We start from the raw sequence: 23,247 nt of genomic DNA, 5'->3' as shown, positions 1-23,247 counted from the left end.
CGCCGCCGGGGCGGCGGGCCCGGACCCGGCCGTCTCGGCGGAGCTGGAACGCACCGCGGGCCGGGCCCGCCGGCGCGGCGGCCACGCGGCGGCGGCCGAGGCCCTGCGCCACGCCGCCGAACTGGCGCCACGGCGTGCGGACAGCGCCCGGCTCCTGGTCGAGGCCGCCGGCGCGGCCGTGTTCACCGGGGATCTGCCCTGGGTCGAGGAACTGACCGCGGCGGCACGCGCGCGTACCGACGACAGCGCGCTGCTGGCCCGTGCCACCGCGCAGGCCGGCCGGCTGGCGGCGCTGACCGTACGGCACTCCGCGGTCTTCCCCCGGCTGGCCGACGCGGCCGAGGCGATGGCCGCCGCCCGGCCCGGCGCCGCGCTGGACCTGCTGGCCGACGCCGCGGTGGTCCGCTACTACTCCGGCCGGGACGACCACCGCCGACGTGTCCAGGACATCCTGCGGCGCCTGTCGGAAGCACCCGGAAACGACGGGAACGCGGGACCGCCCGCCTGGATACGCACCGTGGCGGACCCCTTCGACGGCCGGGACGCGCTGGTCGCCCTGCTGCCCGCGCTGACGACGTGGGCGGCGGCCGCGCCGGAGCGGCTCACCATGGTCGGGATCATGGCCTGGCTGCTGGACGAGACCCCGCGGGCGGTGCGCGCCTTCGACGAGGCATTCGACCGCTGGGAGGCGCAGGGCGCGCTGCCGGAGGGGCTGGGCGGCGCGATCGCCTGGGCCTACGTGGAGCGCGGGAGGTGGGACCAGGCGCTCGCGGCCTGCGCCCGTACCACCGCGGTCGGCCGGGCGGCCGGTCTGGACCACGCTGTGGCCTGTGCGGCGGCCGTGTCGGCCACCGTGCTGGCCTTCCAAGGGCAGGTCGCGGCGGCCCGCGCCCGGGCCGGTGCGGCGCTCGCCGCGATCGATCCGCTGGAGAGCCGCTCGGTCGCCGTCTTCGCGCGCCGCGCGCTCGGTGCGGCGGCGGCCGCGGAAGGGGCGTACGAGACGGCGTACGAGCAGTTCCGCATGGTGTTCGACGCGGACGGCGCGCCGGTGCACTACCACGCGTCCTACCCGGCTGTCGCGGAGCTGGCCGCCGCCGCGGTGCGCTGCGGTCGGCGCGCGGAAGCTGTCCAGGTCGTGCAGCGGACCGCGCGCGCCCTCGGCGACGACGCCTCGCCCCGGCTGCGGGCGCTGCTCGGCCGGGCCCGTGGCCTGCTGGCCGACCCCGGGGACCCGGCGGGCGCCGAGCCGCACTTCCGGGCCGCCCTGGCGGACCCGGTGCTGGCGCACTGGCCCTTCGAGCGGGCGCAGACGCTGCTCGAACTGGCCGAGTGGCTGCGGCGGCGCCGACGGATCGCCGAGGCGCGCGGGCCGCTCGCCGAGGCCCTGGAGGTCTTCCGCCGGCTCGGCGCCGAGCCGTGGGCAGCGCGGGCCCGGGCCGAGGCGCGCGCCGCCGGTCTCGACACCACGGACGCGACCTCGGGCACGGGCGCGGGCGGGGACCCGGCCACGGGCACCGCCGCCGACGCGCTCGCCGGGCTCTCCCCGCAGCAGCGGGAGATCGTCGAGCTGGCCGCGCGCGGGCTGACCAACCGCGAGATCGGCGAGAAACTGTTCCTCTCCCCGCGTACGGTCGGCTCGCACCTCTACCGCAGCTTTCCCAAGCTGGGCGTCACCGCCCGGTCCCAGCTGCGCGACCTCCTGGAGGGCCCGCTCCGGGACCGGGGCTAGCGCCGCCGCAGCTCGTGGCGGAGATCGTCCAGTTCGTTGCCGCCGGCCATCTGCCGGGTCAGCTCGTCCAGGGTGATCTCGTCGCGGGTGTGGTTGCCGACCATGGTGCCGCGCTTCAGGAGCACGAAACGGTCGCCCACCAGGTACGCGTGGTGCGGGTTGTGGGTGATGAAGACGACGGCCAGGCCCTCGTCCCGGGCGGCGGCCACGTACTTCAGTACGACCCCGGACTGCTTGACGCCCAGCGCCGCGGTCGGCTCGTCCAGGACCAGCACCTTGGCGCCGAAGTACACCGCGCGGGCGATCGCCACGCACTGGCGCTCGCCGCCGGAGAGGGTGCCGATGGGCTGGTCTACGTCGCGCAGGTCGATGCCCATGCGGAGCAGCTCCGCGCGGGTGGTGCGGCGCATGAGGTCGACGTCCATCCGCTTGAAGGGGGCGACGCCCTTGCGCGGTTCGGAGCCGAGGAAGAAGTTGCGCCACACCGGCATCAGCGGGACGACGGCCAGGTCCTGGTAGACGGTGGCGATGCCGCGGTCCAGGGCGTCGCGCGGCGAGGAGAGCCGGGTCTCCTCGCCGTCCAGGGTCAGGGTGCCGCCGTCGTGCTGGTGAAGGCCCGCGATGATCTTGATGAGGGTGGACTTGCCGGCCCCGTTGTCGCCGAGCACACAGGTGATCTCACCGGCGTGCGCCGCCAGGGACACCCCTTCCAGGGCCCGGACATTGCCGTACTGCTTGCTGACGCCGGACAGCTCCACCAGCGCGGTACGGGTATCGGTGGGCTGAGTCGTCACTTGGTGGCCTCCGCGCGCTTGCGGACCCAGGCGTTGAGCAGGGTCGCGAGGAGCAGCATCGCTCCGAGGAAGAACTTGAACCAGTCGGGGTTCCACTCGGCGAAGACGATGCCCTTGCTGGTCATGCCGAAGATCAGGGCGCCGACCGCCGAGCCGACCGCGCTGCCGTAGCCGCCGGTGATCAGACAGCCGCCGATGACGGCCGCGATGATGTAGATCAGCTCGTTGCCGACGCCCTCGCCGGACTGCACGACGTCGTACGAGAAGAGCAGGTGCTGGCCGGAGATCCAGGCGCCGAGGGCGACCCCCATGTAGAGGCCGATCTTGGTCTTCGTCACCGGGACGCCCACCGCGCGGGCGGCGTCCTGGTTGCCGCCGACCGCGAAGATCCAGTTGCCGGCGCGGGTGCGCAGCAGGATCCAGCTCGCCAACGCGACCAGCGCGAGCCACCACAGGATGGTCACCTTGAAGCCGACACCGCCGATGGTGATCGTCGAGGCGAAGACGTCCTTGGCGGAGGCGAAGCCGTCCATGTCGGCGATGGACTTGGTGGAGACGGTCTCGTCGATCAGCTTGGTGAAGCCGAGGTTCATGCCGATCAGCATCAGATAGGTGCCCAGCGTGATGATGAAGCTGGGCAGCCTGGTGCGGCTGAGCATGAAGCCGTTGAAGGCGCCGATGGCGAGGGTGACCAGCAGGGACACGCCGACGCCGACCCAGACGTTGGCGGTCATCTGGTAGCTGAACATCGACGACAGCAGGGCGGAGGAGGTCACCATGACGCCCGCCGACAGGTCGAACTCGCCGCCGATCATCAGCAGCGCGACCGGTACGGCCATGATGCCGATGGTGGAGGAGGCGTACAGGACCGTGCTGAGGCTGGCGGCGTGCAGGAAGCTGTCGGCGACCAGGGCGAAGAAGACGAAGACGGCGATCGCGCCGACGACCGAGCCCAGCTCGGGACGGCCGAGGAGGTTCCGCAGCGGAGAGGTCCGCAGAATCCTTTCGTCGGCGACCGGGGCGTCGGCGGCGCTCATCGGGTGCCCCGCTCCGTGTAGTCGGCCAGCGCGTCGGCGTCGTCCTTGGTGATGATCTGCGGGCCGGTGAGCACCGGCTGCCCGCCGCCGAGGACGTCGGCGTTGTACCGGTAGAGCCACAGCAGGTCGACCGCCTCGTAGCCCTGGAGGTAGGGCTGCTGATCGACGGCGAAGCCGAGGGTGCCGTCCTTCAGGCCGGCCGCCACCTTGGCGTTCAGGTCGAAGGTGTCGATCTCGGCCTTGCTGTCCGCGCCCTGCTTGGCCTTGACGGCGGTGTCCGCGTACGGGGCGCCGAGGGTGACCACGGTGTCCACGCTCTTGTCGGTCTGGAGCTTGGCCTCGAGGGCGGACTGCACGTCCGGCATGCTGGTGCCGGTGACGTAGAGCCGCTGGAGCTTGCCGTCGAAGGTCTTCGCCACGCCGTCGCAGCGCTGCTCGTGGCCGACGTTGCCCTGCTCGTGCAGGACGCAGACGGCGCTCTTGCGGCCCCGCTCGTTCAGTTCCTCGCCGACCGCCTCGCCGGCGATCGTCTCGTCCTGCCCGATGTGGGTGAGCGCGCCGAACTCCTTGGACTCGGCCGAGCCCGAGTTCACGGTGACCACCGGGATGCCGGCCTGCACCGCGCGGGCGACGGCGGCCTTCATCGCGTCCGGCTTGGCCAGCGTGACGATGATCCCGTCGACCTTCTTGTCCACGGCGGCGTCCACCAGCTGCGCCTGCTGCTGGGCCTCGTCGTCGTGGGAGTACAGGAAGTTGATGTTGTCCTTGACGGCGGCCTGCTTCGCGCCGCTCTGGACGATGTCCCAGAAGGTGTCGCCGTCGCCCGAGTGAGTGATCATCGCGACGGTCCAGCGGGGGGTGTTCACCGCCGCCTTCCCCTGGGCCGCGGCGGCCTTGCGGGCGTCCTCGGCGCGCTTGCCGCCGGTGCTGCTGCATGCGACGAGGGAGAGTGACAATGCCCCTGCCAGCGCGATGCCTGTCCAGGTCCGAAACCGTGCCACGAGGCGGTGCCCTTCTTGCTCTGTGCTGTCTTGCGGTGTGCGGTGTTGCTGCGTGCGTGCGGTCTTGCCGCGTGCGGTCGTGGTTCTGTCGTGGTTCTGTCCTACGCGAGGGCCGGTGCGCCCACCAACCCAAACGCCCTATTGTCGGGCATGGGTGTCGGGCGCGACACGCCGGGGGCATATGCCCGACCCCAGGACCGACCCCAGGACCGACCTCAGGACCGCACCAGGAGCTGGAACTCGAACGAGTAGCGGGACGGCCGGTAGGTGTGGGTGCCGTACTCGACCGCGCGGCCGGTGTCGTCGTACGTGGCGCGCCGCATGGTGAGCAGCGGGGCGCCCTCGGTCTCGTCGAGCCGCGCGGCCTCGGCGGCGGTGGCGGCGCGGGCGCCGATGGACTGGCGGGCGCTGTGCAGGGTGATGCCGGCGCCGCGCATCAGGCGGTACAGGCCGGTGCTCTCCAGGTGGCCGGTGTCCAGGTCGAGGAGGCCGGGCGGGAGGTAGTTGCACAGGTACGCCATCGGTTCGCCGTGGGTCAGGCGCAGCCGCTCGATGTGGTGCACGTCGCCGCCCTCGGCCACCCCGAGCGCGGCGGCGACCTCGGCGGTCGCCGGGACGACGTCGTTGACCAGGACCTGCGTGCCGGGGCGCTGTCCCGCCGCCGCCAGATCGTCGTAGAGGCTGCTCAGCTCCAGGGGGCGCTTGACCTGGCTGTGGACGACCTGGGTGCCGACGCCTCGGCGGCGCACCAGGAGGCCCTTGTCGACCAGTGACTGGATGGCCTGGCGGACCGTGGGCCGGGACAGGCCGAGCCGGGCGGCCAGTTCGATCTCGTTGCCCAGCAGACTGCCCGGCGTGAGGACGCCTTGCTCGATGGCCGCCTCCAGCTGCTGCGACAGCTGGAAGTACAGCGGCACCGGACTGGTCCGGTCCACGCCGAGGTCTGGCGTCGCGGGCGGGTCGACTTCTGGTTTCGGCACGTGGCGAGCGTAGCTCCGCGCGTTGTTGACGGGAAGTTGCGCAGTCCGGTTGTCCGGACATGGCGGCGGGTTGTCCGGACATGGCGGCGGCCCAAAGGTCTCGCCCCGCGGCCGGTGTGGGTGGGGGGTCCGCGGGGCGAGGGTCTGTGGGCGTGCGGCAGTCGCCGGAACTACTGGGTTTCAGCAGGCGTAGTCGACCAGGTCGAAGGAGACGTAGTGGTCGGCGGTGTAGTAGTCCTCCTGGTAGTCCTCACCGGTGACGATGCGGCGGGCGCCGCGGGTGGAGGAGCCGGGGGTGATCACCGTGTACTCGTGGTAGTAACCGCTGGACTGGCTGGGCAGGATGCCCTCGCGGTTCTGGAAGACGGTCCCGTCCTGGTCGTACGGGTAGGGGCCGCCCTGCTCGATCAGGTCGAGGGTGTCGTGCGCCTGGGAGGGCAGGTCGCTGTAGCAGATGCTGCCGACCGCCGCGGGGGCGGCGGTGGCGGTGGTCGCGGAGACGGTGCCGCCCACGAGCAGGGCGGTCAGGGCTGCGGCGGCCGCGCCGATGCGGGCGGCGTGTGGGGGGAATCGCATGTCCCTATGATGACGCGCGTAGATGATGGCATGTCAATGACAAGGGGGAAGATTTCTCCCGTCCCGTCCGATGAGTTTTCACGCGGTTAACCCACGGCTCTCCGACCCGCCCGGTGTGTCGGCGGCGTAGCCCGGCTCCCCGAACGACACCGGTGTCAGCCGTTCTCCGGCAGTTCGTACGTGCCGTACTCGGGGCGTCCGGCCGGCTCGTACGACTGGATGCTCACGCCCTTCGCGGTGACCCGGCCGCCGGTGTGCCGGAAGGCGGTCGGCACGGAGCCCTCCGCGAACAGCCGGCGGCCGGCGCCCAGGACCACCGGGTAGGTCAGCAGGTGGACGGTGTCGACGAGGCCGAGCGCGAGCAGGGAGCGGGCCAGGACGCCGCTGCCGTGCGTCAGGAGCTCACCGTCGGTGCGTTCCTTGGCGGCGGTGACCTCCTTGGCGAGGTCGGCGCCGAGCACGGTGGTGCCGGTCCAGCCGGGGTCGGTGAGGGTGGTGGAGGCGACGTACCTCGGCAGGGTGTTCAGCTTCGAGGCGACCGGGTCGGCGGGGTCGGTGACCTTCGGCCAGTACCCGGCGAAGATGTCGTACGTACGGCGGCCCAGCAGGAAGGCGCCGACTCGGTCGTAGAGGCCGAGGATGAAGCGGCCGGAGTCCTCGTCGTCGTAGGGGACGGTCCAGCCGCCGTGGGTGAAGCCGTCGCGGGTGTCCTCCCCGGGGCCGCCAGGCCCCTGGTAGACGCCGTCGAGGGTGACGAAGGTGGTGAGGACGAGCTTGCCCATGGCGGGTGCCTGCCTTTCGTGCGCGTCCCGCGCGTGCGGCGCGGAGAGTCCGCTGTCATCAGGGCAGACCCCACCGGCACCCGGAACTCATCGCGGCACGGCCGGCGACTGGAGACGATGACCCGGCCGTCGCCCTCCAGGGACAGGGTGACGGCTGTCCGCCGAACCGGCCGGACAGCCGGGTCGCCTCCCGGGTCAGCCGCCCAGTTCCTGGTGGCGGGCGGCCAGCCGGGCCGCGCCGTCCCCGGTGAGGGCGCCGAACAGGCGCAGCCGGGAGATGCCGCCGTCCGGATAGATGTCCACGCGCGCGTGCGTGCCTACGGACTCCTCGGGGAGGACGAAGCGGTGGTTGGTGTCGGGCTGGAGGCGGGTGCGGGGCAGGATCTCGCGCCACTCGCCGGCCTCGCCGTCCTTGACCGACACCGAGGCCCAGCCGGCCGAGTTGCCCTTCAGGTACGCCGTGTCGATCTCCACCGCGCGGACGCCGGAGCGTTCGGCCAGCCGGTACGAGATCCAGTCGTGGCCCCGGTCGCGGCGGCGCCGGGTCTCCCAGCCGTCGTCCATCTTGCGGGAGCGGCCCGGCTGGATGGTGTTGGTGGCCGGCGAGTAGAAGAGGTCCGAGGCGTCCTCGACCCGGCCGCCGTTCTCCAGGGCGACCACGTCGAAGGTGCCGAGCGCGGCGAGCCACGCCGGGTCCGGGACCACCTCGCCGTGCACCCGCAGCCGGGCGATGCCCCCGTCGGGGTGCTGCTTGACCCGCAGGTGGGTGAAGCACTGCTCGACGTCGACCGCGAAGCCGTTGGCCGCATGGCCGCCGACCTCGGTACGGGGGACGAGGGTCGTCCACTTCACGTCGTCGGCGAGGAGTTCCTCGGGGGACGGGGAGCCGGGCAGCGAGGTGCCCTCCACCGACACCGCCTGCGGGTAGTTGCCGCGGAAGTGCGCGGTGTCGACGACGATGCCGCGGATCACGCCGGGGGCGCCGAGCCGGACCAGCGCCCAGTCGTGGTCGTCGGCGGTCGGCCAGGGGTGGTCCGCGGCGGCACCGCGGCGGCGGCGGGTCTCCCAGCCGTCCATGATCTTGCCCTTGTGGCCGAAGCGCTCGGGGTCGAACTCGGCCCGCTCGGGCACCAGCAGGTTCTCCCGCTGGGCGAAGAACTCGTCGTTGGCGGCGACGACACCGGCGCCGAGCCGCCGGTCGGCGAGGTTGGCGTGCTGGGTGAAGGGGAAGTCGGCGGTGCGGTAGTCCGCGTACGGGTCACCGCCTCCGTAGGGGTTCGCGTCGCCGGTGAACATCGAGGTCGCCGTCACGGTGATCAGTTCTGCCTTTCGGTCGTCGGGCACGGTCGGGAGAGGGTCATGGGGGCCGGGTGCGGAGACGGCCAGAGGGCCCGGACACGGAGCCGGTCAGTCGGTCCGGGTGAGGAGCCGCCCCTTCGGTTCGCTGAACGCGCCCTCGTGCAGCACGCGCCGGCCGCGCAGCCAGGTGGACTGCACGACGCCGTACAGGGTCCGGCCGGCGTACGCGGTGACGCGGTTGCGGTGCTGGAGGGCGGCCGGGTCGACGGTGAACGTCCGGTCGGGGGCGAGGACCGCGAAGTCGGCGTCCCGGCCCGCCGCGATGGCACCCTTCCGGGTCAGCCCGGCCAGCGCGGCGGTACGCGCGGACATCCAGCGGACCACGTCCTCGATCGAGTGGCCGCGGGCGCGGGCGGCGGTCCACATGGCCGGCAGGCTGAGCTGGAGGCCGGAGATGCCGCCCCAGGCGGTGGCGAAGTCGGCGGTCTTGAGGTCGGCGGTGGACGGTGAGTGGTCGGTGACCACGCAGTCGATGGTGCCGTCGGCCAGCGCCTGCCACAGCAGATCCTGGTTGGCGGCCTCGCGGATGGGCGGGCAGCACTTGAACTCGCTGGCGCCGTCCGGGACCTCCTCGGCGGTGAGGGTCAGGTAGTGCGGGCAGGTCTCGACGGTGAGGCGGACGCTCTCGGCGCGGGCCGCGGCGATCAGCGGCAGGGCGTCGGCGGAGGACAGGTGCAGGACGTGCACGCGGGCGTCGAACCGTTTCGCCTGCGCGATGAGGGCCGCGATGGCGGTGTTCTCGGCGTCGCGCGGGCGGCTGGCGAGGAAGTGCCGGTAGTGCGGGCCGCCCCGCTGCGGGGCGGCGGCTAGCTGGTGCGGGTCCTCGGCGTGCACGATCAGCAGGCCGTCGAAGGAGGCGATCTCGGCCAGCGAGCGGGCGAGTCGGTCCTGGTCGAGGTGCGGGAACTCGTCCACGCCGGACGGGGACAGGAACGCCTTGAAGCCGAAGACACCGGCCTCGTGCAGCGGGCGCAGGTCCTTCACGTTGTCGGGCAGCGCGCCGCCCCAGAAGCCGACGTCGATGTGCGCCTTGTCGGCGGCCACCCGCCGCTTCACGTCGAGGTGCTCGACGGTGGTGGTGGGCGGCAGGGAGTTGAGCGGCATGTCGACGAGGGTGGTGATGCCGCCGGCCGCGGCGGCCCGGGTGGCGGTCCAGAAGCCCTCCCACTCGGTGCGGCCGGGGTCGTTGACGTGCACGTGGGTGTCGACCAGGCCGGGCAGCACGACGTGGTCGCCGACGTCCTCCAGCCGGGCGCCCGGCGGGACGGGGGTGTCGTACGGCCGGACGGCCGTGATCGTCTCCCCGGTCACCTCGATCGACGCGGGGCGCGTGCCCTCGGGAGTGACCACCCGCGTGGAGCGCAGCACCAGCTCAGCTTCGGACACCCGAACCCCTCTCGGCGTATACGTTTACCGCCACGTAACGGACTTCAACGTTCTGTTGAAGGAGCTTCTCCCCGGCGTCCGTCCGCCGTCAAGAGGCACCCGGTACCCCCCGGCCGATCCCGGCCGATCCCGGCCGTCCCCTAGACGTTTCCACAAAGTGGAATTACTATTTCGGCAGACAGAACGTAGCTATGCACAAGCAGGGGGTCAACCGGCCGCCGGGTAGGCTTCTGCCCTCCCGTCCGCCCCGAAAGGAACGCGCCGTGCCGACGTCCAGCGCCAGCACCACCGACTCCGCCAAATCCTCCGCGAGCGGCGGCGTCCAGTCCCTGGAGCGCGCCTTCGACCTGCTCGAACGGATGGCGGACGCGGGCGGCGAGGTCGGCCTGAGCGAGCTGTCCGCGAGCAGCGGCCTGCCACTGCCCACCATCCACCGCCTGATGCGCACGCTGGTCGCCTGCGGCTACGTCCGGCAGCAGCCCAACCGCCGCTACGCGCTCGGCCCCCGGCTGATCCGCCTCGGCGAGTCGGCGTCCCGGCTGCTGGGCACCTGGGCGCGGCCGCATCTGGCCCGGCTGGTCGAGGAGACCGGCGAGACGGCCAACATGGCGCTGCTCGACGGGGACGAGATCGTCTACGTGGCGCAGGTGCCGTCCAAGCACTCGATGCGGATGTTCACCGAGGTGGGCCGCCGGGTGCTGCCGCACTCCACCGGCGTGGGCAAGGCGCTGCTCGCCTCGTTCCCGCCGCAGGAGGTGCGGGCGCTGCTGGCCCGCACCGGGATGCCCGCCGCCACCGACAAGACGATCACCACGCCGGACGGCTTCCTGGCGGCGCTGGAGGAGGTGCGGCGGCAGGGGTACGCGATCGACGACAACGAGCAGGAGATCGGCGTGCGCTGCCTGGCCGTCCCGGTGCCCGACTCCCCCACCGCCGCGGCCATCTCGATCTCCGGCCCGGCCGGCCGCGTCACCGAGGCCGCGACCGCCACGATCGTGCCGGTGCTGCGGCAGGTGGCGGCGGAGCTGTCCGAGACCCTGCTCGCCTCGGGCGGCGGCTCGGCGGCCTGAGCGGACCCCGGGAGCGCGGGGATCTCAGGAGCGCGGGGATCTCAGGAGCGCGGCGGCTCCCCGAAGAGCTCCACCGCGTGCCGGACCTCCCTCAGGCCCGCCGACAGGGCGCTGACCGAGCCGATCGCGCCGGCCAGCAGCAGGAGGGAGTGGCGCAGCCGCGGCACCTCCGGCACACCGGCGCCCGCCATCGCGGCGAGCGTGGCCAACTCGTCCTCGGCGACGCCCCGGTCGGGGAACTCCGCGGGCAGCGCGGCGAGCCGTCGGCGCAGCCCGGCCACCGCGGTCCGCAGTTCCTTGACCCGCACGTCCTCGTCACCGTCGGCCATTCGTTTCTGCCCCACGCCACGCAACACAGCCCCTCCCCCTCGCACCCCGTCGTGCGCCCTCACTCGTTCCGTTCCCCTGGCCCCCGGTGGCGCTGGTCGGGCGCACAGGGACGCGGGTCAGTAAACGCCACCCGGTACGCCCGCGCCACAGCGGGGGCCGAAATTAAGCGCCCCGAAACCCCCCGCTCCCCGGGGCGTCGTTCGCGAACTCCGGTATGCAGGACCCATGACGGAGTACGGAGACCAGGTCACCGGCCTGCTGCTGGCGGCAGGCGGCGGGCGACGGCTGGGCGGACGCCCCAAGGCACTGCTGGAACACCGCGGCCGCACGCTGGCCGAGCACGCCGTGCACGCCCTGCGTGCGAGCGGCTGCGCCCGCGTGCACGTGGTTCTGGGGGCGCGGGCGGACACCGTACGCGCCCGCGCGGCCCTGGACGGGTGGGACGGACGGGACGGGCGAGACAGGTGGGACGGACAGGACAGCCAGGACAGGTGTGTCCTGGTGGAGAACCCGGACTGGGAGCGCGGCATGGGCACTTCACTGCGCGCCGGGCTGGACTCCCTAGCCGGTACGGGTGCGCGGGCCGCGCTCGTCTGCCTGGTGGACCAGCCCGGTATCGGCGCCGCCGCGCTGGCCCGGGTCCGCGCCGCCTTCCGGGACGAGACGTCCCTGGCCTCGGCCGCCTACGACGGCGTACGCGGGCATCCCGTGCTGCTCGGCGCGGCGCACTGGGCGGGCGTCACCGCGACTGCCACCGGGGACCGGGGGGCACGCGCCTATCTGAAGGAGCACGCGGAGTCGCTCACGCTCGTCGAGTGCGCGGACGTGGCCCAGCCCTACGACATCGACACCGAGGCCGACCTCGGCCACCTTGAGTGAGGCGACCGCCCTGGGTGAACCAGCCGGTATCTCGACATCAACAAAACATTGAACTTCCACCATGAGGAAACTACTATCCATTCACGCCACCCCAAGCTCAGAAGTGCCTGTGAAGGAAGTGACAGCTCATGTCCGCACCAGCGCCGTCCCCGCTGGCCATCGTCGACGCCGAGCCCTTGCCCCGGCAGGAGGAGGTGCTCACCGACGCGGCGCTCGCCTTCGTGGCCGAGCTGCACCGGCGGTTCACGCCCCGGCGTGACGAGCTCCTCGCCCGCCGCGCGGAGCGCCGCGCCGAGATCGCCCGCACCGCCACGCTCGACTTCCTGCCCGAGACGGCCGCGATCCGCGCGGACGACTCCTGGCAGGTGGCCCCGGCGCCGGCCGCGCTGAACGACCGTCGGGTCGAGATCACCGGCCCCACCGACCGCAAGATGACCATCAACGCGCTGAACTCCGGCGCCAAGGTCTGGCTCGCCGACTTCGAGGACGCCTCCGCACCCACCTGGGAGAACGTCGTCCTCGGCCAGCTCAACCTGATCGACGCCTACACCCGGAACATCGACTTCACGGACGCGAAGTCGGGCAAGTCCTACGGCCTGAAGGCCGACGCGGAACTCGCCACGGTCGTCATGCGCCCGCGCGGCTGGCACCTGGACGAGCGCCACCTCCGGCTCGACGGCACCCCGGTGCCCGGCGCCCTGGTCGACTTCGGCCTGTACTTCTTCCACAACGCCCAGCGCCTGCTGGACCAGGGCAAGGGCCCGTACTTCTACCTCCCCAAGACGGAGTCGCACCTGGAGGCCCGGCTCTGGAACGAGGTCTTCGTCTTCGCCCAGGACTACGTCGGCGTCCCGCAGGGCTCCGTCCGCGCCACCGTCCTGATCGAGACGATCACCGCCGCGTACGAGATGGAGGAGATCCTCTACGAACTGCGCGACCACGCCGCCGGCCTGAACGCGGGCCGCTGGGACTACCTGTTCTCGATCGTGAAGAACTTCCGTGACGGCGGCGCGAAGTTCGTGCTGCCGGACCGCAACGCGGTGACGATGACGGCCCCGTTCATGCGGGCGTACACCGAACTCCTCGTCCGCACCTGCCACAAGCGCGGCGCGCACGCGATCGGCGGCATGGCGGCGTTCATCCCGTCCCGCCGGGACGCCGAGGTCAACAAGGTGGCGTTCGAGAAGGTCCGCGCCGACAAGGACCGCGAGGCCGGCGACGGCTTCGACGGCTCCTGGGTGGCCCACCCGGACCTGGTGCCGATCGCCATGGAGTCCTTCGACAAGGTCCTCGGCGACAGGCCGAACCAGAAGGACCGGCTCCGCGAGGACGTCCACGTCGAGGCCGCCGACCTCATCGCGATCGACTCCCTGGACGCCAAGCCCACCTACGCGGGCCTGGTCAACGCGGTGCAGGTCGGCATCCGTTACATCGAGGCGTGGCTGCGTGGTCTCGGCGCGGTCGCCATCTTCAACCTGATGGAGGACGCGGCCACCGCCGAGATCTCCCGCTCCCAGATCTGGCAGTGGATCAACGCCGGGGTGGTGCTCGACAACGGGGAACCGGTCACCGCCGAGCTGGCCCGCAAGGTCGCCGCCGAGGAACTGGCCGCCATCCGCGTGGAGATGGGCGAGGAGGCGTTCACGGCCGGCAACTGGCAGCAGGCGCATGACCTGCTGCTGACGGTCTCGCTGGATGCGGACTACGCCGACTTCCTGACCCTGCCGGCGTACGAGCAGCTCAAGGGCTGAGCGCTAGCCGGGATTCTTCTCCGAGTGGCCCAGGGTCTTGCCCGGGGCCACTCGGTCGCGTACGGCCCGTTTGACGGCCGTCGGCTCCGGAAAGCCGTGCTCCCGGCGGTCCCACACGACCTCGTCGTCGGCCCGGACCACGAAGACCCCGCCGGTGCCGGGCTTGAGGGCCAGCTCGTCCAGCTCGGCCTCGAAGGTCGTCAGCAGTTCCTGCGCCAGCCAGGCCGCGCGCGGCAGCCAGCGGCACTGGGTGCAGTACTCGATCTCGACCCGACCGCTCATTCCAGATGCACCGACCCATCCTGTTGTACCGCTGGTTCGCCGTGCAGGTCGGGGACCCGCTTCAGCCAGTCCGGGCGGCCCCGTTGGGTGCGCGCCGCCCGGAGCGCCTCCTCGGCGGCGCGTTCCTCCGGCGAGGGGAAATCAGTGGGCAGCCACCGCTCCGCGGCCCGCACGCGCGCGTGCAGATGCGTCACGTACCGCTCGCGGGCCTGGTCCGGGGTGGGGAAGTCGGCCAGCCACGCGTCGGGGACCTCCTGGAGGACCCGGCGCAGCAGGGCCTCGGTCACCTTGGGCGCCAGCTCGGCGTCGGCGGCCCGCACGTCGGGCGCGTAGTGGCCGAGCGCGTGGTGGCGCAGGTCGTACGCCTTCCCCGGGTCGGCGCCGTCCCAGCGGTGGTGGAAGACGAGGGCGGCGCCGTGGTCGATCAGCCACAGGTGCGGCCGGGCCGTGCCGGACGTCGGCCAGACCATCAGGTTGGAGCTGTGCACGGTGCGGTCGACGTTGGCGGTGAGCGCGTCGAGCCAGACGATCCGGCCCGCCTCCAGCGCATCGACCGGGAAACTCTTCGCCACCTCGGGGGTGAAGTCGGCGGCGCCCGGCAGGAAGTCCATGCCCAGGTTGACACCGGCGCTGGCGAGGTGCAGCTCCCGTACCTCCTGGTGCGGCTCGCCCTCCGCGATCGCCGGATCGAAGTCGACCAGCACCAGCTCGGGAAAGCGCAGCCCGAGCGCCCGCGCCAGCTCCCCGACGATCACCTCGGCGACCAGCGCCTTGCGGCCCTGCGCGGAGCCGGTGAACTTCACGACGTACATGCCGAGGTCATCGGCCTCGACGACGGCGGGGACGGAGCCGCCGGAGGTGAGGGGTTCGACGTAGCGGGTGGCGGTGACGTGTCTCAGCATGTTCGCAGCCAACTTGCCCTCCCGGCTTCACAGGTCACGGCTGCCTCCCGAACCACTCATCGAGCGAGATCGCCCATCGTCAAGTGTGCATAGTAACCGAGAGTGATCGTCAGTGCGGTCTGGCAATTGTTGCTTCCGGCAGCCACCGAGAGAAGCGAACGCGTCGGCGGTTTCGTTGAGGTCATGTCCGATGTGACCCTTCAGCCAGCGGACCTGGACGCGATGGCGGTAGCGGTAGCGGTGACGCGCCATGCGGTCCATCAGCTGTCGGATCTCCGGCGAGAGGAGGTTACGGCGGGCTGTTGTCGGGTCGGTGGAGCGCAGGGCCGTGTCAACCGCGTCGACTGCCTCGGTGCTGTCGCAACGGTCGGCGCTTCGAGCAGAGAAGCGCCGACCATCCGAGCTGCCACCTACCGGCTCGCCCATCTACAGGGCCGCCCCGCACGAGTCACACCGCCGGCCAGCTCACATCACGTCAAGCAACGCCAGCCATGCCACCGAACTGGTGGTCAGTACCGGACCGTCCTGCATCAAATGCTTTGAATCCCGTATATGAACGACGTGGGCACCAATGGCGACTTCGACGCACTCGCCGCCCTCCTCACTGCTGTAACTGCTCTTGAACCAGCGCAGGAGGGCGCCCACATCTGCTATGGGCTTCTCAGTGTTCACAGCTCTCCCAACAACTTCTCGACATAGCCGCGTGATTCGCAGGGCGTCAGCGCCTGAGCACGAAGCGTCCCGTACTTGGCTTCCAGAGCCCGGACGGGCTCACGCTCACTGTGCACCCGGCTGACGCTCTGCACCTCCATATACGCGATCCTGCGCTCTTCCTTCGTCTCGATCAAGGTGAACGGACCGGCCATCCCCGCGTTCTCTTCGCGGCCCAGGGGCATGACCTGCACTTCCACATGCCGCATGTGCCCGACCAGCAGTACTTTCTCCAACTGCCCGCGCGATACGTCACGACCACCCAAGGGACGGCGCAGCACCGACTCATCGATGACGAAGCTCATCAGTGGAGGCGGCTTGCGGTGGAAGATCTCCTGTCGCGCCAACCTCGCGGCAACTCGTTCATCGATAACTGCCCCATCCAGCGGAGGCCGCAGCACCCCGAACACCGCCCGCGCATACGCCTCCGTCTGCAACAACCCCGGCACGGCCTGGTTGGCGTACACGTGCAGCTCAACTGCCTCCGCCTCCAACTGTGCCGCATCCCGGAAGAACGCCGGATACCGAGCTCGAGCCATCTCCTTCTTCGCGGCCTTCAGGACGCCGCCGGCCTCCAGGACCACGTCGACCACGTCGATGAACTCCGGCCTCGGGATGCGTCGGCCCAGTTCCACCGACTCGATCAGAGCCTCGCCGTACCCGAGCTTCGCGGCCAGTTCGGCCCGCGTCATCCCCCGAGCCTCCCGCAGCAGCCGCATCTGCTGCCCGAAGCAACGCAGGACGCCCAGATCGTTGTCGCCGTTCGCTGTCAACGGTGCCTTCTTTCCTTGGCCTACCCAACTGGACGCCTCCGTACAGACACTCGGCGTACGGCCCGCGATCCTCACCTCGCGCCCACGCTAGAGACACACAACGTGACTGTCCGCCGACTCGGGCCCAATTCCCCCACACCGGTTACCGACAGCTCTGCTCGCCGTACAGCGAGCCGCCGTACAGCCCTACGCACTGGTGGCAGGCTCAGCCCAGCCGCAACGCTGATTCCATGCACACCTCGCCCGCAGACACCGAACTGGTGCTGACCTTTACCTCAACTCCGAGAGGCGCTCGCCTGGCCCGCCTCTTCGTCGCGTACTGCCTGAACACCTGGGGCCACCCCTACGACAGCCACGTCAACAAGACGATGGCCCTGATCGCAGGCGAGCTGTCCGCCAACGCCGTGCAGCACGGACGCGTGCCAGGACGGGACTTCCACGTACGGCTGGCCGCCGAGGCGGACGGTACGCGACTGCGCCTGGAGGTCTCCGACACCCTCGGCGAACACCGGCCCGCCGTCGCCACCGCCGCCGATCCCGACGCCGAGTCCGGCCGCGGCCTCCTCCTCGTCGCCGCCCTGGCCGACGACTGGGGCGTCACAGACCGGCGAGGCGGCCCCGGCAAGACCGTGTGGGCGGTCCTGGACACCGCACCGGGCCACCAGGCCGGTGACCTTCAGGTTCTTCCGGCATCGCCGCTGGTGGGCAGCGACACCGGCGATCACAAGGAGTCGCAGAGACGCGGTACTACAGGCGACCCGCGACTGACTCCGTGAACCGGACCATCGCCCGGTGGTACGTGGCCCTCTCCGGGTTCGGGAACCGGATGTTGTGACGGTAGTAGCGGTGAAAGGCGATGATCAGTGCCGCGTGCTCGATCTCCAGAGGAAGCAGCGCGCGGTCCGTCGCGGTGAAGGGGCGTCTCTTCTCGTAGCCGTCGAGCAGGGTGTGGAGGCGGTCGGTGGCCAGGAGTCCTGCCTCGTCCTGGGCAAGGCCCACGGCTGCCATGCCCAGGTCCAGCAGTGGGTCGTCGATGGAGATCGTCTCCCAGTCCAGAACGGAGAGTCCGCCGTCGTCTCGGACGATGACGTTGTCGTCGAAGAGATCCCCGTGGATCAGGCAGGGCGCCCTGAGGATGTCAGCCTCGGCGGCTCGAACGCGGTCGAGTCGGGACATGAGCCACTGTGCGAATTTTCGGTCACCGAACTGGGAGATCTGGGCGACATGTCCGGAGGAGAGACGGCGAGAACCCACGGGGACGTCGTCGAGGCCATCGGCCTGGGGAGCCAGGTCGTGGATATGGGCGAGGAACTCGCCCGCCTCGGTGCTCCTGCAACGCAACGTCATCAAGATCGGCATCCCCCTGGTCGGCGTCCCCCTCTCCGTCCTGCTGAACCGCTACACCACGCTCGTCGCCGGCCGGCACGCCCGGGCCGTCTTCCGCAACGAGGCTCGGGTGATCGAACTCGCCGAAGGGATCAGCGAGCGCAGTCGGCACCCGCAACTGATGCTGTGAGTCGCGTGGCTCGTCATCAGGGCGGACCCTCACGCCGTGATCGCCGACGACGAGGCGCTGCTGATGCGGCATCTGGTGAGGCTGGTCCGGGAGCGGCACCAGGTGGTCGACGAGCAGCTCGCGCAGGTCGTCGACATCGACCCGGCCGAGGTGTGGAAGCGTGTGGACGCCGAGCCGGGTGATGTCGGTGACGTTCTCGACGCGGCGGAACGGGTGGCCACCGTGGACGGTGACGTCAACGACCGTGAGCAGGGGATCCTCACGGAGCTTCAGGAGCGGTGCCGCAGGGACTGACCCCGTGGCAGGACAGCACCCGCGCACCGCTCCTGCGCCACGGCCCGGCGGCCGCGCACTTCGGGGACGCTGCCTTCACGATTGACGCCCTCACGCACCGCGTCGTCTCCCGAGTCCGTTGGCCGTGTGCGTCGACCGCTGAATCTTCACTGGAAGGTCACTCATCACCTCCAGTGCCTGTGGTTCACTTCCGAGGCGCGACAGTACGTGACGATTCGTCAACCGAGAGGTACGGAAACCGTGCACGTACGCCGCACTCGCAGCGCTGCCACCGCCTTATTGCTCGCCGTGGCACTGATCCCCGCCACTCTCACCACCGCATCGGCGGCCGACGGGCAAGCACCCGCCGTACCCGGTGTGACGTCGGGCGAACAGACCACCGATCCGCAGAAGGTCCGTGACTTCTGGACACCCGAGAGAGTCGCCCGCGCGCTGGCGAACGAGAGGAACGACCGGGTCGACATCGCCCGCGAGGCCGCGGCCGCCGAGGCAGCGGCCGGAGCCGACGGGAGGCGGCCAGGGACGCTGCCCCGCAGCTGAAGGCCGAGGCTCCACGGGTCCTCCCCGCTGACGAGACGGGTGTCTCGGCGGCCGCGGCGGCCGACGTGCCCGAGATGCCGGTCGCACAGGAGGTCCCGTTCTCGCAGGTCTCGCCCGCGATCATCGTCGGCAAGATCCTGTTCGTCGACGACGCGGGCGAGGAGCACGGTTGCAGCGGCGCCTCGATCTCGGCCGACGGCAACAACACCGTCTGGACCGCGGGACACTGCGTGCACCCGGGCGACGGGCGCGGCGCCGACGGCTTCTACGACCTGGTGCTCTTCATCCCCGGCTACAAGGAAAGCCTCGACACCCCCGGTGACTACGACGCCCCGTGGGGCGAGTGGGTCGCCCAGTCGTTCGTGGCCCCGGAGGCGTGGACCCAGGACCAGGACTACAACGAGGGCGACATGGCCGCCTTCACCGTCGAGGCCCCGGCCGGCTACACGAACCTCACCGACACCGTGGGCGCGCTCGGCTACAAGTTCGGGTACGGCTCGGACTGGCCGGACATCATCGACTCCGGGTTCCCCGGTGAGGGCTACAACCGCACCGACATGGACGGGTACACGCAGTTCTACTGCACCGGTGACGTCGTGGACGCGGTCGACTGGTACCCGTTGGACAACCGGCTCGAAATGAACTGCGACATGGGGGCGGGCGCGAGCGGCGGTCCCATGGCCACCCCCGAGGGTCAGATCGTCGGGGCGAACTCGCACGTCGATGTCGACGACCAGGACCAGCGGATCAACGATCACCTGTACTCGTCCGACCACGGCGACCAGGCCGTCGCGGTGATCAACGCGATCAACGACGCGAACTGATCCATCCGGCACGCGGCGAGGCCTCGGCCTGTCCTTGGGCCGGGGTCTTTCCCCTACTCGTCCACACGGCGGCCCATGCCCGGGTCGATGTCCTCGGCGGTCGGAGCGTTGCGCATCCGCTGATGCAGGTAGCGGCCCCGGATCTCGTCGGTGGTCAGCATCTCCCACCCCTCCGGCAGTCCCTTGCCCGCCTGCTCCAGCTCGGCCGTCCACGCTTTGACGAGTTCTGCCCGGGATGTCGGCACCTGCGACGCCGCCGACTGCGGCGCGCCGACCGTCACTTGAGGCGTCTTGTCCTCCTGGACGGCCGCCACCGCGTATCCAAGGGCGCCACCTGCCACGAGGGCCGCCACGGCTATGCCCCATACCTGCTTGCGCGTCATCCTGCTCCCCTCCCGAGTCGCACTCACCAGTACCGTGCCACAGCCCGGCGAGAAGCGGGCGGCTGTGTCTCCGCCGTCCTCACGGAGCCCGACGCGGATCCGGACCGCGGCCTCCTCCTCGTCGCCGCCCCGGCCGATGACGGGAGTGTGTCCGACCGCCGCTCCGAGCCCGGCAGGCCGTGCGGACGGTCCTGGACACGGGTCGCTCCTCGGCGAGTGACCACGCCGCACACGCGAACCGATGTCGGTCGGCCCGGATACGCTGAGCCACGACGTTCCGCTCTCGATCGATACATATCGATGGCGAGCGGAAGCCGCATTCGCACCCACCCGATAGGTTCCCCATGCCCGGTCGTCTCCTCGAACTGCACGTCGAGAACTTCCGCAGTCTGCGCGATGTGACCGTGCCGCTCGGCCCGCTCACGGTGTTGGTGGGGCCGAACGGCGCCGGCAAGTCCAATGTGCTGAAGGTGTTCGACTTCCTGGCCGACATCATCCGCACGGACCTTCAGCCGGCACTCGACGCGCGCGGCGGGTTCGACGAGGTCGCCTTCTGGGGCGGGCACAAGCCGCCGACCTCCATGCGCATCCACTTGAAGGCGACCTGGACCAGCAACTCGACCCTCAACGCTCCCGACGAGTACGACCTGACCATTCGGCGACGGTCCCTGCCCGCCAACCGGGACGGCAAGCGACTGACGCACACCCTCTCCCGCGTGGAGAGCTTCGCGTTCAAGCGCAGGCAGGGACGGGGCCGGCGTATCACCATCTCGGGTGAGGAGGCCCGCATCCTCGACGAGCGGGCCGGTCAGACGAAGGACAGCGGCAGCTTCGGCATCCGCAGGCTCAGCAGCGGTCTGTCCACGCTCCCCCGGCTCGGTCCTTCCGACGGCGGGGACGAGGTGACGCGTGTCGCCGACCGGCTGTCGTCGTTCCGGGTCTTCGACGTCGACGTGACCGCGGCCCGGCAGCCGACCCGGCTGCGCGGTGCGGACTTCGCCGCCCTCTCCCCGCACGCCGAGAACCTGGCCGGGTTCCTGATCCACCTCAGTGGCCGCGAGGAAATCTGGGACGACCTGGTCGCCGATGCCCGCACGGTCCTGCCGCAGTTGGAGAACATCGAGTTCGAGGAGGTCGGCGGGTCGACCGACCAACTGACCGTCGTACTGCGTGAGCGCGGCCTGCGCCGCCTGACCCCGCTCGCCGACGCCTCTTACGGAACGGTACGGCTGCTGGGACTGCTCGCCCTGCTTTACGATCCCCACCCTCCGGCGTTCACCTGCATCGAGGAGATCGACCACGGGCTGCACCCGCAGGCCCTGGCACTCGTCGTGCAGCGGCTGCGCGAGGCCGCCGAACGCACGCAGTTCATCGTCGCCACCCACTCCCCCGCCCTCGTCAACCGGCTGTTTCCGGAGGAATTCGTGGTGTGCGACCGCGACGAGAACGGCGCGTCGATCATCCCGGCCCTCACCGTCGACGAGGTGAAGGACATCGTCGAGGAGTCCGGCGAACAACCGCTCGGGGAGCTGTGGTTCTCCGGGGTGCTGGGCGGCGATCTCACCGGAGGTGAGCTGTGACCCCCAGTGGGCGGCAGGGCGGCGGGCGCGCGTCCCGGGCGCGGCAGCGGGGCGTCATCGTGCTGGCCGGCGAGGACCAGAACGACTGCGAGATCCTGGCCGCTCTCATACGTGCCCACCAGCCCGACGTCGACGTCGCGGCCAAACTGGTCCGCATCAACGACCCGGTGCGGCTGCGCAAGAAGACCGGCCCGGACCTCGCCGCCGCGGTGAAGGCCCTGGCCGGCAAAGCGCGGGCCAAGGCGCGCCAGCAGCGCGCCGAACTGGTCGGCTTCGTCGTCCACGAGGACCTGGACGGATACACCGGTGCCCACTACGAGCGGGTCCGCAAGACAGTGACCGCCGAGCTCACGCGCCAGTGCCAGGAGTTCAGTACCGCGCTCGCGCTCGCCGCCTGGGAGAGCGAGGGCTGGCTGTTGCTCTTCCCGGATGCCTTCCCGTACGTGCGTCCGGGATGGAAGGTCCCCGACCGTCTGCTCGACCGGGACACCGGTCGCCTCAAGGACGCCAAGGAGGAGCTCAAGCGGGGGCTCGGCTCGCCGGTCTTCCGGGAGAGCGACGGTCCGGCAGTCGCGCGCGAGGCGCTGGAGCACCGGTTGATTTCCTCTCCGCGCGGCGCCAACCAGTCGTACGACGACTTCGTGGCAGACCTCGTCGGCTGGGCGGGCTGACGGCCGGGCCCGTCGCCACCCGTGGCGGTATGCCGCGTTCGCACCGTTTCCGCTCTCTCGACCCGGACCAGGATGGGGAACAGGCAGGTTCGTTGTCAGGGGTGGGCGCTATTTTTGATGCTGATCGTCACGATGCCTTCGCCGCCTGTCACGGCGAGGCGCGGCCGACGGCCGCCGCAACGCCGACGAGGACACCCGGCTTGCGTTGGAGCGGTTCCTCGGCGATCCCCGGTCCAGGATCCGGTCCAGCCGGCGCACGGACCGCCCGACCGGAGGTCGGCGTCGACCGCCCGCGCGCAAGAAGTCAACCAGCTTCCGCACGGGGCCGGAGAACTCCCGAGAACCCGCTTCCGGCATCCGGCCCGCGGCGTGAAGCGCGCGCCGCACGAGCGGCTGGTGCGCAGGGGGCTGAACCACCGGCCAGGCCCTGACATCGCGGCCGTAGAGCCCGGTGGGCACACGGTCCGGGCCCGCTGGGCCGCCCGAAGGACAGGTGAGTGCCGGTGTCCGACGGTCCGGTTCACCGGCGCGGAGGCGGCCTTCGCATCGCCGGAAACCGGTCACGTATCGTGACGCCCATGCAGTCCTACACGATCGGTCAGGCGGCGCGGCTGCTCGGCGTCAGTTCCGACACCGCGCGCCGCTGGGCGGACGCGGGCCGGGTGGCCACACACCGGGACGAGGCCGGGCGGCGGCTCGTGGACGGGCGGGACCTGGCCGCGTTCTCCGTCGAACTGGCCAAGGCCGGCGGCGGCGAGGAGGGCGCCTCGTACACCTCGGTGCGCAACGCGTTCCCCGGCATCGTCACCGCCGTGAAGCTCGGCGACGTCGCCGCCCAGGTCGAGATCCAGGCCGGACCGCACCGGCTGGTGTCGCTGCTGACCCGGGAGGCCGTGGAGGAACTGGGCCTGGAGGTCGGCATGGAGGCCACCGCCCGCGTGAAGTCGACCAATGTGCATATCGACCGTGCGTGAGAGCGCCGGTGCTCCTGTAGCAACGCACATGCCAACTTCATGGACCGTAGATCACGCTGATGCGAACCCACCGCTGACTTTGACCTTGCATCTGCGGCATTATCATCGGGACAGCCTCGTCCG

27 protein-coding genes are annotated in these 23,247 nt (G+C 71.0%); 12 read left to right on the top strand and 15 right to left on the bottom strand.

The genetic code is table 11. The features are described 5' to 3' along the window. Positions 1-1,729 (top strand): helix-turn-helix transcriptional regulator (locus ACTT8P_RS23435; protein ID WP_442833671.1); only part of this gene is annotated, 1,729 nt, incomplete at its 5' end. On the opposite strand, the gene ACTT8P_RS23430 is transcribed toward ACTT8P_RS23435, so the two are convergent. From ACTT8P_RS23430 to allB, 8 genes are all read right to left on the bottom strand, one after another. After that, positions 1,726-2,523, bottom strand: coding sequence for an ATP-binding cassette domain-containing protein (locus ACTT8P_RS23430; RefSeq protein WP_442833670.1), 798 nt, complete (start codon positions 2,521-2,523; stop codon positions 1,726-1,728). The two genes, ACTT8P_RS23435 and ACTT8P_RS23430, sit on opposite strands and share 4 nt — an antisense overlap. After that, the gene (locus ACTT8P_RS23425) at positions 2,520-3,560 is read right to left on the bottom strand and encodes an ABC transporter permease (protein ID WP_442833669.1); all 1,041 of its coding nucleotides are present in this window, start codon (positions 3,558-3,560) and stop codon (positions 2,520-2,522) included. Before ACTT8P_RS23425 ends, ACTT8P_RS23430 begins: the two co-directional genes overlap by 4 nt. Then, entirely contained in the window at positions 3,557-4,561 is a 1,005-nt protein-coding gene (locus tag ACTT8P_RS23420; RefSeq protein ID WP_442833668.1) for a sugar ABC transporter substrate-binding protein, read from the bottom strand. The genes ACTT8P_RS23425 and ACTT8P_RS23420 overlap by 4 nt, the downstream gene beginning before the upstream one ends. A gap of 215 nt (positions 4,562-4,776) precedes the next feature. Next, positions 4,777-5,541 (bottom strand): GntR family transcriptional regulator, encoded by a 765-nt coding sequence (locus ACTT8P_RS23415; RefSeq protein WP_442833667.1) that lies wholly within the window; start codon positions 5,539-5,541, stop codon positions 4,777-4,779. A 180-nt stretch (positions 5,542-5,721) separates the two neighbouring features. Next, a complete protein-coding gene (locus ACTT8P_RS23410; protein ID WP_442833666.1) occupies positions 5,722-6,117 on the bottom strand; it encodes a ribonuclease domain-containing protein in 396 nt (131 codons plus the stop codon). A gap of 155 nt (positions 6,118-6,272) precedes the next feature. Further along, the gene (locus ACTT8P_RS23405; protein ID WP_442833665.1) at positions 6,273-6,899 is read right to left on the bottom strand and encodes a dihydrofolate reductase family protein; all 627 of its coding nucleotides are present in this window, start codon (positions 6,897-6,899) and stop codon (positions 6,273-6,275) included. A 195-nt stretch (positions 6,900-7,094) separates the two neighbouring features. Further along, the gene (gene alc, locus ACTT8P_RS23400; protein WP_442833677.1) at positions 7,095-8,210 is read right to left on the bottom strand and encodes an allantoicase; all 1,116 of its coding nucleotides are present in this window, start codon (positions 8,208-8,210) and stop codon (positions 7,095-7,097) included. 96 nt (positions 8,211-8,306) lie between these two features. Beyond that, positions 8,307-9,644 (bottom strand): allantoinase AllB, encoded by a 1,338-nt coding sequence (gene allB / locus ACTT8P_RS23395; RefSeq protein ID WP_442833664.1) that lies wholly within the window; start codon positions 9,642-9,644, stop codon positions 8,307-8,309. 263 nt (positions 9,645-9,907) lie between these two features. Between allB and ACTT8P_RS23390 the strand changes: the two genes are divergently transcribed. Further along, positions 9,908-10,714, top strand: a complete 807-nt coding sequence (locus ACTT8P_RS23390; protein ID WP_442833663.1) for an IclR family transcriptional regulator — start codon at positions 9,908-9,910, stop codon at positions 10,712-10,714. Between the two features lie 41 nt (positions 10,715-10,755). Here the strand turns inward: ACTT8P_RS23390 and ACTT8P_RS23385 are convergent, their stop codons facing one another. Next, positions 10,756-11,070, bottom strand: coding sequence for a DUF5955 family protein (locus ACTT8P_RS23385; RefSeq protein ID WP_442833662.1), 315 nt, complete (start codon positions 11,068-11,070; stop codon positions 10,756-10,758). Between the two features lie 199 nt (positions 11,071-11,269). On the opposite strand from ACTT8P_RS23385, the gene ACTT8P_RS23380 reads away from it, so the two are divergent. Both ACTT8P_RS23380 and aceB read left to right on the top strand, forming a co-directional pair. Next, on the top strand, positions 11,270-11,923 hold the full coding sequence (locus ACTT8P_RS23380; RefSeq protein WP_442833661.1) for a nucleotidyltransferase family protein: 654 nt from the start codon (positions 11,270-11,272) through the stop codon (positions 11,921-11,923). A 128-nt stretch (positions 11,924-12,051) separates the two neighbouring features. After that, positions 12,052-13,674 carry a malate synthase A gene (gene aceB / locus ACTT8P_RS23375; protein ID WP_442833660.1) on the top strand — a complete coding sequence of 541 codons (1,623 nt, stop codon included), beginning with the start codon at positions 12,052-12,054 and terminating at the stop codon, positions 13,672-13,674. A 3-nt stretch (positions 13,675-13,677) separates the two neighbouring features. On the opposite strand, the gene ACTT8P_RS23370 is transcribed toward aceB, so the two are convergent. The 4 genes from ACTT8P_RS23370 to ACTT8P_RS23355 all read right to left on the bottom strand — a co-directional run bounded on the left by ACTT8P_RS23370 (position 13,678) and on the right by ACTT8P_RS23355 (position 16,288). Then, a complete protein-coding gene (locus ACTT8P_RS23370) occupies positions 13,678-13,956 on the bottom strand; it encodes a SelT/SelW/SelH family protein (RefSeq protein WP_442833659.1) in 279 nt (92 codons plus the stop codon). Next, positions 13,953-14,858, bottom strand: coding sequence for a HipA family kinase (locus tag ACTT8P_RS23365; protein ID WP_442833658.1), 906 nt, complete (start codon positions 14,856-14,858; stop codon positions 13,953-13,955). Before ACTT8P_RS23365 ends, ACTT8P_RS23370 begins: the two co-directional genes overlap by 4 nt. 465 nt (positions 14,859-15,323) lie before the next feature. Then, a complete protein-coding gene (locus tag ACTT8P_RS23360; RefSeq protein ID WP_442833657.1) occupies positions 15,324-15,530 on the bottom strand; it encodes a DUF397 domain-containing protein in 207 nt (68 codons plus the stop codon). After that, entirely contained in the window at positions 15,527-16,288 is a 762-nt protein-coding gene (locus ACTT8P_RS23355; protein WP_442833676.1) for a helix-turn-helix domain-containing protein, read from the bottom strand. The genes ACTT8P_RS23360 and ACTT8P_RS23355 overlap by 4 nt, the downstream gene beginning before the upstream one ends. Positions 16,289-16,572: 284 nt before the next feature. On the opposite strand from ACTT8P_RS23355, the gene ACTT8P_RS23350 reads away from it, so the two are divergent. Then, complete coding sequence (locus tag ACTT8P_RS23350) at positions 16,573-17,118, top strand: ATP-binding protein (protein ID WP_442833656.1); 546 nt, start codon at positions 16,573-16,575, stop codon at positions 17,116-17,118. On the opposite strand, the gene ACTT8P_RS23345 is transcribed toward ACTT8P_RS23350, so the two are convergent. After that, on the bottom strand, positions 17,090-17,689 hold the full coding sequence (locus ACTT8P_RS23345) for a phosphotransferase enzyme family protein (RefSeq protein ID WP_442833655.1): 600 nt from the start codon (positions 17,687-17,689) through the stop codon (positions 17,090-17,092). The two genes, ACTT8P_RS23350 and ACTT8P_RS23345, sit on opposite strands and share 29 nt — an antisense overlap. Between ACTT8P_RS23345 and ACTT8P_RS23340 the strand changes: the two genes are divergently transcribed. From ACTT8P_RS23340 to ACTT8P_RS23325, 4 genes are all read left to right on the top strand, one after another. Then, positions 17,667-17,858, top strand: coding sequence for a hypothetical protein (locus tag ACTT8P_RS23340; RefSeq protein WP_442833654.1), 192 nt, complete (start codon positions 17,667-17,669; stop codon positions 17,856-17,858). The two genes, ACTT8P_RS23345 and ACTT8P_RS23340, sit on opposite strands and share 23 nt — an antisense overlap. Before the next feature lie 36 nt (positions 17,859-17,894). Further along, positions 17,895-18,152: a hypothetical protein gene (locus tag ACTT8P_RS23335; protein ID WP_442833653.1), complete on the top strand. Its 258-nt coding sequence runs from the start codon at positions 17,895-17,897 to the stop codon at positions 18,150-18,152. Positions 18,153-18,440: 288 nt separating this feature from the next. Further along, the gene (locus ACTT8P_RS23330) at positions 18,441-18,692 is read left to right on the top strand and encodes a hypothetical protein (protein WP_442833652.1); all 252 of its coding nucleotides are present in this window, start codon (positions 18,441-18,443) and stop codon (positions 18,690-18,692) included. 74 nt (positions 18,693-18,766) lie between these two features. Further along, positions 18,767-19,516, top strand: a complete 750-nt coding sequence (locus ACTT8P_RS23325) for a trypsin-like serine peptidase (RefSeq protein ID WP_442833651.1) — start codon at positions 18,767-18,769, stop codon at positions 19,514-19,516. A 53-nt stretch (positions 19,517-19,569) separates the two neighbouring features. Here ACTT8P_RS23325 and ACTT8P_RS23320 read toward each other — a convergent pair whose 3' ends face one another. Next, on the bottom strand, positions 19,570-19,899 hold the full coding sequence (locus tag ACTT8P_RS23320) for a hypothetical protein (RefSeq protein ID WP_442833650.1): 330 nt from the start codon (positions 19,897-19,899) through the stop codon (positions 19,570-19,572). Positions 19,900-20,243: 344 nt separating this feature from the next. Here ACTT8P_RS23320 and ACTT8P_RS23315 point away from each other — a divergent pair, with 344 nt between their 5' ends. The 3 genes from ACTT8P_RS23315 to ACTT8P_RS23305 all read left to right on the top strand — a co-directional run bounded on the left by ACTT8P_RS23315 (position 20,244) and on the right by ACTT8P_RS23305 (position 23,124). Next, positions 20,244-21,479 carry an AAA family ATPase gene (locus ACTT8P_RS23315; RefSeq protein WP_442833649.1) on the top strand — a complete coding sequence of 412 codons (1,236 nt, stop codon included), beginning with the start codon at positions 20,244-20,246 and terminating at the stop codon, positions 21,477-21,479. Beyond that, entirely contained in the window at positions 21,476-22,150 is a 675-nt protein-coding gene (locus ACTT8P_RS23310) for a hypothetical protein (protein ID WP_442833648.1), read from the top strand. The genes ACTT8P_RS23315 and ACTT8P_RS23310 overlap by 4 nt, the downstream gene beginning before the upstream one ends. A gap of 578 nt (positions 22,151-22,728) precedes the next feature. Continuing rightward, the gene (locus ACTT8P_RS23305) at positions 22,729-23,124 is read left to right on the top strand and encodes a TOBE domain-containing protein (RefSeq protein ID WP_442833647.1); all 396 of its coding nucleotides are present in this window, start codon (positions 22,729-22,731) and stop codon (positions 23,122-23,124) included. The last annotated feature ends 123 nt before the right edge of the window (positions 23,125-23,247 follow it).

The sequence above is a fragment of the Streptomyces sp. JW3 genome (genome assembly GCF_052216785.1).
In the GTDB taxonomy this organism is placed as follows: Bacteria; Actinomycetota; Actinomycetes; order Streptomycetales; family Streptomycetaceae; genus Streptomyces.
Note: the sequence above shows the minus strand (reverse complement) of the source record. Positions and strands in the feature narration are given on the sequence as shown.

What these genes read in the sequence shown, in the direction of transcription:
- ACTT8P_RS23425 (WP_442833669.1), bottom strand. Translation starts at nt 3,560, where the DNA reads ATGAGCGCCGCCGACGCCCCGGTCGCCGACGAAAGGATTCTGCGGACC.
- ACTT8P_RS23410 (WP_442833666.1), bottom strand. Translation starts at nt 6,117, where the DNA reads ATGCGATTCCCCCCACACGCCGCCCGCATCGGCGCGGCCGCCGCAGCC.
- ACTT8P_RS23405 (WP_442833665.1), bottom strand. Translation starts at nt 6,899, where the DNA reads ATGGGCAAGCTCGTCCTCACCACCTTCGTCACCCTCGACGGCGTCTAC.
- ACTT8P_RS23380 (WP_442833661.1), top strand. Translation starts at nt 11,270, where the DNA reads ATGACGGAGTACGGAGACCAGGTCACCGGCCTGCTGCTGGCGGCAGGC.
- aceB (WP_442833660.1), top strand. Translation starts at nt 12,052, where the DNA reads ATGTCCGCACCAGCGCCGTCCCCGCTGGCCATCGTCGACGCCGAGCCC.
- ACTT8P_RS23370 (WP_442833659.1), bottom strand. Translation starts at nt 13,956, where the DNA reads ATGAGCGGTCGGGTCGAGATCGAGTACTGCACCCAGTGCCGCTGGCTG.
- ACTT8P_RS23365 (WP_442833658.1), bottom strand. Translation starts at nt 14,858, where the DNA reads ATGCTGAGACACGTCACCGCCACCCGCTACGTCGAACCCCTCACCTCC.
- ACTT8P_RS23355 (WP_442833676.1), bottom strand. Translation starts at nt 16,288, where the DNA reads ATGCGGCTGCTGCGGGAGGCTCGGGGGATGACGCGGGCCGAACTGGCC.
- ACTT8P_RS23350 (WP_442833656.1), top strand. Translation starts at nt 16,573, where the DNA reads ATGCACACCTCGCCCGCAGACACCGAACTGGTGCTGACCTTTACCTCA.
- ACTT8P_RS23345 (WP_442833655.1), bottom strand. Translation starts at nt 17,689, where the DNA reads ATGACGTTGCGTTGCAGGAGCACCGAGGCGGGCGAGTTCCTCGCCCAT.
- ACTT8P_RS23325 (WP_442833651.1), top strand. Translation starts at nt 18,767, where the DNA reads ATGCCGGTCGCACAGGAGGTCCCGTTCTCGCAGGTCTCGCCCGCGATC.
- ACTT8P_RS23320 (WP_442833650.1), bottom strand. Translation starts at nt 19,899, where the DNA reads ATGACGCGCAAGCAGGTATGGGGCATAGCCGTGGCGGCCCTCGTGGCA.
- ACTT8P_RS23315 (WP_442833649.1), top strand. Translation starts at nt 20,244, where the DNA reads ATGCCCGGTCGTCTCCTCGAACTGCACGTCGAGAACTTCCGCAGTCTG.
- ACTT8P_RS23305 (WP_442833647.1), top strand. Translation starts at nt 22,729, where the DNA reads ATGCAGTCCTACACGATCGGTCAGGCGGCGCGGCTGCTCGGCGTCAGT.